General features: G+C 36.6%; 7 protein-coding genes and 2 pseudogenes. 5 read left to right on the top strand and 4 right to left on the bottom strand.

Annotated elements, in window-relative coordinates; translation table 11 throughout:
- The 3 genes and pseudogenes from RYL88_RS10385 to RYL88_RS10395 all read left to right on the top strand — a co-directional run.
- The coding region (locus RYL88_RS10385; protein WP_314991098.1) for a hypothetical protein at positions 1 to 490 on the top strand (490 nt) is incomplete at its 5' end.
- A gap of 191 nt (positions 491 to 681) precedes the next feature.
- Positions 682 to 1,152 carry a hypothetical protein gene (locus tag RYL88_RS10390; RefSeq protein WP_314991100.1) on the top strand — a complete coding sequence of 157 codons (471 nt, stop codon included), beginning with the start codon at positions 682 to 684 and terminating at the stop codon, positions 1,150 to 1,152.
- A pseudogene (locus RYL88_RS10395) lies at positions 1,140 to 1,400 on the top strand (transposase); the annotation flags it as partial. The gene RYL88_RS10390 and the pseudogene RYL88_RS10395, both read left to right, overlap by 13 nt.
- Before the next feature lie 153 nt (positions 1,401 to 1,553).
- On the opposite strand, the gene RYL88_RS10400 reads toward RYL88_RS10395, so the two are convergent.
- A complete protein-coding gene (locus tag RYL88_RS10400) occupies positions 1,554 to 2,228 on the bottom strand; it encodes a Fic family protein (RefSeq protein WP_314991102.1) in 675 nt (224 codons plus the stop codon).
- 92 nt (positions 2,229 to 2,320) lie between these two features.
- Positions 2,321 to 2,635, bottom strand: a pseudogene (locus tag RYL88_RS10405) (Fic/DOC family N-terminal domain-containing protein).
- A 304-nt stretch (positions 2,636 to 2,939) separates the two neighbouring features.
- On the opposite strand from RYL88_RS10405, the gene RYL88_RS10410 reads away from it, so the two are divergent.
- Positions 2,940 to 3,278: a hypothetical protein gene (locus RYL88_RS10410; RefSeq protein ID WP_314991104.1), complete on the top strand. Its 339-nt coding sequence runs from the start codon at positions 2,940 to 2,942 to the stop codon at positions 3,276 to 3,278.
- Between the two features lie 43 nt (positions 3,279 to 3,321).
- Here RYL88_RS10410 and RYL88_RS10415 read toward each other — a convergent pair whose 3' ends face one another.
- Together RYL88_RS10415 and RYL88_RS10420 are read right to left on the bottom strand one after the other, a co-directional pair.
- On the bottom strand, positions 3,322 to 3,891 hold the full coding sequence (locus RYL88_RS10415; RefSeq protein ID WP_314991105.1) for a hypothetical protein: 570 nt from the start codon (positions 3,889 to 3,891) through the stop codon (positions 3,322 to 3,324).
- A 2-nt stretch (positions 3,892 to 3,893) separates the two neighbouring features.
- Complete coding sequence (locus tag RYL88_RS10420; RefSeq protein WP_314991107.1) at positions 3,894 to 5,918, bottom strand: phospholipase D family protein; 2,025 nt, start codon at positions 5,916 to 5,918, stop codon at positions 3,894 to 3,896.
- Between the two features lie 170 nt (positions 5,919 to 6,088).
- On the opposite strand from RYL88_RS10420, the gene RYL88_RS10425 reads away from it, so the two are divergent.
- Positions 6,089 to 6,955 (top strand): type II toxin-antitoxin system HipA family toxin (locus RYL88_RS10425; protein ID WP_314991109.1); only part of this gene is annotated, 867 nt, incomplete at its 3' end.

The raw sequence follows: 6,955 nt of genomic DNA on the forward strand, positions 1-6,955 counted from the left end.
TATAGAAGGATATGCCTATAACCCTTACGGCGTAGACAGGCTTCTTAGCTTGCCCCCAAATTATCCAGGTATATCCGATATGTTTTTATCAATAGCTCTTTATAAAATAATGAAGGCAGTAGGCCTTACAAAAGTTCATGCTAACTGGGCCTATGAACACATATCAACAATTTCTTACCAAGATGAAGGAGCTATAAATGGCGATATACTTTCTAATTGGGCTACAAATATCAGTTCCGCCCATCTTGGTAAATTTATTCCGATCTTTGGCAAAAACTTGGGCCTTGATGCTCATTTTATTGCTTCTTTAAATCATGCCATCTCCGAATATAACGACATCCTAAAACATTTTAACTCCAATGTTACATACAAAGAATTAACGAACGCGTATCTTGCTGCAGCCATATTGCATCAAGGTAAAGAGGGCATGAAACCTTACAAAACGAATTTAAAAAACTTGGAGTATTTGAAACCGCCGATAACTCGTTAAATTTACAAGCATTATCCCAAAATTCTCCTATCTCAGAAATATTTCCAAATTCCTCCATCCCGATATCTGCCCTATACTCCCTAGTTCACCTAAACCCTTTCATAGTATCAGGCGTAGACTCTCCTGTCTACAAAGAGCTTGAAAAGTATAAAGACGAATACTCGGACGACTACATTGAAGATAAAGCAAAAATGCTTAAAAAAGCATTGATATCTAAAGCCGTATCTGGAGAATACTATAAAGATTATCAAAGCAATATAGAACTAAAACCCCTATTTGATGAGTCTAGGCAGATAACAGATAGCCCTAATAACCAATTTATATTTGGCACAAATAAGAATGACGATATAGAAAATATTAAATCAAAGCTTAATCCGGATACGCATACTAAAATTTATGCCCTAGCCGGAGACGATAACATAAAGATAGTAGGAGGTAGCGCATACATCGAAGCAGGCTCCGGTAACGATACCATAGACCTAAGAAGCTCTAAAGGAGAGAATACCGTAAATAACGGTAAAGATAGCGATAACGACGGAGACGATACTATTTACGCAGGACAAGAAAAAGATACTATCTACGGCGGAAACGATACTCTTTATGGAAACGAGGGCAACGATATCTTAGAAGGCGGCAGCGGCAACGATAGGAAAGCGATATAGACCATATCCATTTAATGATACAATACCTACCAAGAATTAGTATAAGTTACATTATCCAAAAGATAAAACAAATAACTACTTTTTATGCTTGGAGAGACAAGAGGTTTGAATCATTTCTAAAACGAACCTAAAACGAAATTTTTGGAAAAAAATACTTTTTGGATTGATGGATTTTTACTTGTAGTATAGGCGAAGCAAGCCCTGAAACAATCAAGGCTTATATAGAAAATCAAGGAAAAACTCGCTAAGCTCGTTGGCATTCAGCCCGACCGCTAAAGCAGTTGGGATTTCTGCCTAAATAGATCTTAAAATGCGTTAAAAACTCCTCAAATTTTTAACGTATTGCCGCGGATATGTTAAAAATTTCGTATTTTCTTAACATATTATAGAAGACTTGTATGCTATAGTACTAGTCCGCGTTGTAATATTTCAAACAACTTTAAATTTACAAAGTAATTTATACGACCGAACTTTACGCATTTAAACGCTTCTAATTTTTCACAAATTTTAAGATATCTAGAAGCGGTTTGTCTAGAGACATTTAGTTTTTTCTCAACTGATTCTATTTTTGTATACGGGTATGAAAAAAGTAACTCCACAAAGTCTTTGCTATATACACCTCGCTCTTTTTTCTGCAAGAGTTCGCCAAATTCTATTATAGCGTCGTCTATCTCTTTTATGAGCGTGACGGACGCCTCCGCGGTATGCTCTATGCCGTTTAGCATATACTCTATCCAAGCACTCCACTCGCCGTTTTTACTTACGTTTTCTAAAAGTTCGTAGTATCTGGATTTGTTTTTTATGATATAAGCGCTTAGGTATAAAATAGGTAGGTCAAGCAGCTTTTTATGCGTTAGATATAAGACGTTTATGATGCGTCCGGTTCTACCGTTTCCATCATAAAACGGATGTATGGTTTCAAACTGATAGTGGATAACGGCTAGTCTAATTAGCGGATCAAGATCGTCCAGGTCGTCGTTTACGTACTTTTCTAAATTTGCCATCAATCTATTTATATCGTCTATGTGTTGCGGTGGTATATGCTTTATCTCGCCTGTGGCAGGATTTTTAAGCATAGTTCCGCTTTGGGTGCGAAAGCCAGCGTTGTTGCGTTGCAGTCGTTTTTGAATTTATAGTATATGACGAGTTAAGAATAGATTATCTTTTTTTATAAGCAAGTAACTTTTTTTAAGGCGATTTCGCAGTTCATTACCTCTTTTGCGCTTTGTGCGATCTTGGTTTCGTCTATCTGCGCTAAAAATAGCTCATCGTGCGTCGCGATAATGTTTTCGATTACGCTTGAGTCTTTTGCTTATTGTAATACGAGAGAATTTATCAAAATATCATGGTTTGGAATAGTTTTTATAAAGCCGTTTAGTTCGCCTAGTTTTCTTGAAGCTCTATTTAGCGCTTTATAAATTTGCTCGGTAGGCTTAAAATCCAGCGGAAGCTCTTGGGGTATAAATTCTCTTTTTTGGGTCATGTTCTTACTCGTACTTTTTGTAGTAGTCTATCTAAAATGAATTAAAATTTGGATTTAATTTAGCGTATGAGACGCATCATGCGCAGGGTTAGCGTACGGCGATTTGTCTTGTTGCTTGCTCAATAAATTTAGGCTAAGCGCAACTAGAGCGGATTTTCTTTTATCATCTTTAGTAAAACATGATAGAATTCTTTCGTATCTTTACTGTTATTATATCTAAGCCCTATTTTGATTTATTCTTTATTTTTAATGTTATATTTTTTTGAGATATGCTATTATGAGCAATATTTTCGTTAAGATCGATATGGAGCTAAATAACGTGTTATATAGACTAATTAAAAATTATTTTATTACTTTTAAAAATCAGCCGCTGGATATGCAAATAGCTTTTGTTTTATTTTTAGCCGGAGCTTTTTGTACTCTTTGCTTTATGCTTACATATTTTTTTACCGACGCGATGGATAGGGCTCAAGCTACCGGCGGCATGATCATATGCTCTTTGTCGGCTTATGCACTATTACATCTCAGCGAAAGCCTTATTCCACTCCACATCAAATTATTTTTTAGTTTTGTATTTGGTTTTATAACCATAGGCGTTGTTATGCCGTTACTTTGTTTTTTACTGAAAGGTCATAGTTTATAAGGGTTGCAGGCCGAATTTTAATACATTTATTATTTTTTAGTTTTTACGCCAGTTTTTGATATTTGACTTGTTCTTGCAGTAGGTTTTCGTATTCGCAAAGTATGTTATAAAACGTTGCCTTTTTAAGCCCTGATGCGCTTATAAATTCTTTTGACGTTATCTCTTTGTTTTGCCATTTTTCATAAAGCTCAGACCAGTTTTGCGGGAAAGTGAGCTTATTTCGTCCGACGCTATAATTTTTATCTAGCGCCGATAGCGAAATTTTTTTATTTTTTGCTAGCGCGTATAAAGTTTGCAACACTGCCGTATTTACAGCGGCATTAGCTCCGTTTTTATACGTTGGGGCAAGATCGTATATAAATAGCAAAATTTTGTTGTCTATAAAAAATTTTAGCTCGCTGGCAACAAAACTTTGCGATAATGCAAGGCTAAAAATTCCCCAAACTATGAGAATATCGCCCTGCTTTAAGCGTTTTTTTAAATGTTGGTATTCGTTAAAAGAGCGCGTACTCTCGCTTATAATCAAGACCTCGCCTACTTCATATAAATACCTTAAAATGCTTCTAAGCCCTTTTATATCGTCATTTTGCTTAGCATAAATGTAAATTTTCATCACTAACTCCAAGTAAAAAAGCCAAAGAATCCAAATTTTTTATTCAGTCGTTTTTCCAGCTCCGCTCTGTCTAAGATCAGCTGATTTTTATCTTTTGTGCTTAGAATTTTAGCTTTCATCTCAGCAGGCAGAGTATTTGCCCAGTTTTTACACTTATTTTTGCTGTCGCTATCCGTGCCTAGCTCTATAGTTACCTGTTTTTTGTTTATTTTAAACGCACTTTTATTATGCTTGTAAAATTCGGCGATCTCATTAAGCGAATCTTGCGCTATAAAGCTAGCATTAACGGAATAATCGGCATTAAAACTAAGCGGCCTCATATAGCTAGGTATAGCATATCCAAAGTCGTCTAAAATTTCAAGCAATACTTTTGACGAAATTAACATCACGTCAGGATACCAGGTATCATCTAGTCCGCCTTGCATCATCGAATTTAGCAGCTCAGAAATTTTAGGCAGCATTCTACGCAAATACTCCCTATAAAGCGCGTTACTTAGGCGAGATATGATTGCATTGCCCCTGCCCTTGTAGGCGTTTTGATCGATATCGCTTGGCAACGCCCCTTCAAACCTTAAAAATATCATACGCTTTCTAAGCGTCTCATCTGGATCAAGCGCATCGTTTGAAGCAAAAAGTATCATCGGCTGATCTTGTAGTTGCTTTATCTCACAAATATCTGAGTTTTTGATAGTACTTTTTAAGTGTCCGATGTATGAGTTGCTAACTTCGTCTATAAATACAGGCAAAGAGCAATATCCTGCTTGTATGTCCCGTATTAAAATACTTTTACAACTTTCTGTGTTTAAATTTACTAGCCTCTTGCCGCTCATCATCTTTAAAATAGCCGTGATAACAAAGGTCTTCCCGCAGTTTGCAGTGCTTGAAGCGGCCAGCAAAAACATAGGCAAGCTTGTCGTGCTTATGTTTTTAAGATAGGCAGTGCAGCGGATTTTAGCGTGAAAAGGCGATGCAAACACCGCATTTAAGAGCTTAAAATGGGTATGCTTTATCTTTTCTTTGTCCCCCACAAAATCATTAAAATTTTCAAGCAACGCTAAAAGCTCATCTATATCTCGCCTAACTTCATCCCAGCTCGGCTCCAAATTTAGCTCTTCGTCATCTATAAATGCTCGCAAATTCTCGTAGTCAAATTTTAAACGCGGGTAGTCTGCTTGCGGATTTAGATTTTTAGCCTTTAAGCACTCTTTATTTAAATTTAACTCAAATTTCTTAAGAGTTTTTGGCGAAATTTCAAAAAGCCCTTGTTTGTTCTTTAAATTTGTATCACCCACCAAAACATCATATTTGCCTTTTATTTTTTCATAATCTATCGCGTATCTAACACTATCGGGCTCTATATCCTCGCGCATATGCTCTAAAACTATGACTTCGTTCTTCTCTTTAATCTCTTTTATGATTGCGTTTGATTCAAATGGATTATCGGTATGCTTTGTAGCGATCACGTCAAGCGGAAGCGATTTGCAACATGAATAAAACGTGTCAAATCTTTTACTACACTCATCAAAGCAAAACGGCGTATCGTCATACGAGTAATTCTCCATTTGATTGCCGTCCCAAGCTCTTGCGCTCATGTTTGCAGATGAGCTTATTACGCGCGTAGCGCCATTTTTGGAGTTGCTTAGTATATAAATTTTGCGGTGATCGATACATGCAAGCGGCACGCGAAATTCAAGTCTTTGCTCTCTCATCATCTCTAATAATTTTTCAAATTTACCAACTTGCCTAGCTGCAATCTCTACGTCCGCAAGCGCTGCAGCAAGGAGCTTTTGCATCGCCATATCTTTTTGGGTAAAGAAGGCTCCCCCAATTATCACCTTTGCATTTGCGAAATTTTCAAGCAGCTTGTCGATAAATTTTAATTCATATGAAAAAGTTATCGCCTTTATCGTATCATAACCGTCAAAAAGCTCTTCAGTGGACAAGTAATCAACGCCTATCAGTTCATTTTTGAAACAACATAGTTTTTCGCCGCTAGTCTCTCTAAACAAATTTTGCTCAAAACGCATGGTTTTTCCTTTATGTCTATAAATGTAGATTAATTTTTGGACATTATACAATTTTCTAAGAATCTGTCAATATTAAAGAGCAGAAAAAATAGTGAAATAACTTTAAATACTAAATATGTTACAATTAACGTAATAAATTTAGCAACGTACAACCACCTCAAGGCATTTTTATGAATAATATTTTAAAAATTTATAACAACGACGATTTTGTCGGATTTTTAGAAGTATATGCCGTGGGTAGAAACGAAACATATTATTTTGAATATGATAAAGAGTGGCTAAAAAACGGCTTTGAAATAGATCCAAATTTACCACTTCAAAGCTCTCAGTTTGTATCTAAAAATCTATGGGGAGCATTTTGCGATATGAGTCCAGAAAGATGGGGCAAGCTAATCCAAAACCGAAAAGCAAATAGCGAACTTACAAAGAGCGAGTATATGCTGGGTGTAAGCGATTATTTTCGTATAGGCTCGCTTAGGATAGAAAAAGAGTGCGAATTCGTATCTGCCGCAAACGATATACCAAAGCTAACTCACATTGGCGAGCTTTGCATATCATCGCAAAGAATTGAGCGCGGCGAGAGCCTTGAAAGTGATATTAAAAATTTGCTTGCTCCTAGCGGAAGCTTAGGCGGGGCTAGACCAAAGGCAAACATATTAAAAGACGGCGAGCTTTATATAGTCAAATTTCCGTCTATAAAGGATGAATATAGGCAAATTTCTCGTTGCGAAAAGACTATGTTAGATGTTGCCAGTATCGCAAAAATAAACGTATGCCAAAGCGAGCTTTTTGAAACGGCAAAAGGCACGGCTTTGCTTGTCAAAAGATTTGACAGAAACGGCGATAATAGAATACCCTATAAGTCAGCTATGACCTTGCTTGGAGTTAGAGACGGCGATGAAAGTAACGATAGGAGCTACTGCGATCTAGCTAGCGTGCTTGATAGTAAAAACAAAAAAGAGCTTTTTCGACGTATGGTTTTTAACGGCCTATTTGGCAACACAGACGATCACCTAAGAAATCACGGCGTGCTATAT

The sequence above is a fragment of the uncultured Campylobacter sp. genome (genome assembly GCF_963517995.1).
Classification (GTDB): Bacteria; Campylobacterota; Campylobacteria; order Campylobacterales; family Campylobacteraceae; genus Campylobacter_A.

What these genes read in the sequence shown, in the direction of transcription:
- RYL88_RS10390 (WP_314991100.1), top strand. Translation starts at nt 682, where the DNA reads ATGCTTAAAAAAGCATTGATATCTAAAGCCGTATCTGGAGAATACTAT.
- RYL88_RS10400 (WP_314991102.1), bottom strand. Translation starts at nt 2,228, where the DNA reads ATGCTTAAAAATCCTGCCACAGGCGAGATAAAGCATATACCACCGCAA.
- RYL88_RS10410 (WP_314991104.1), top strand. Translation starts at nt 2,940, where the DNA reads ATGGAGCTAAATAACGTGTTATATAGACTAATTAAAAATTATTTTATT.
- RYL88_RS10415 (WP_314991105.1), bottom strand. Translation starts at nt 3,891, where the DNA reads ATGAAAATTTACATTTATGCTAAGCAAAATGACGATATAAAAGGGCTT.
- RYL88_RS10420 (WP_314991107.1), bottom strand. Translation starts at nt 5,918, where the DNA reads ATGCGTTTTGAGCAAAATTTGTTTAGAGAGACTAGCGGCGAAAAACTA.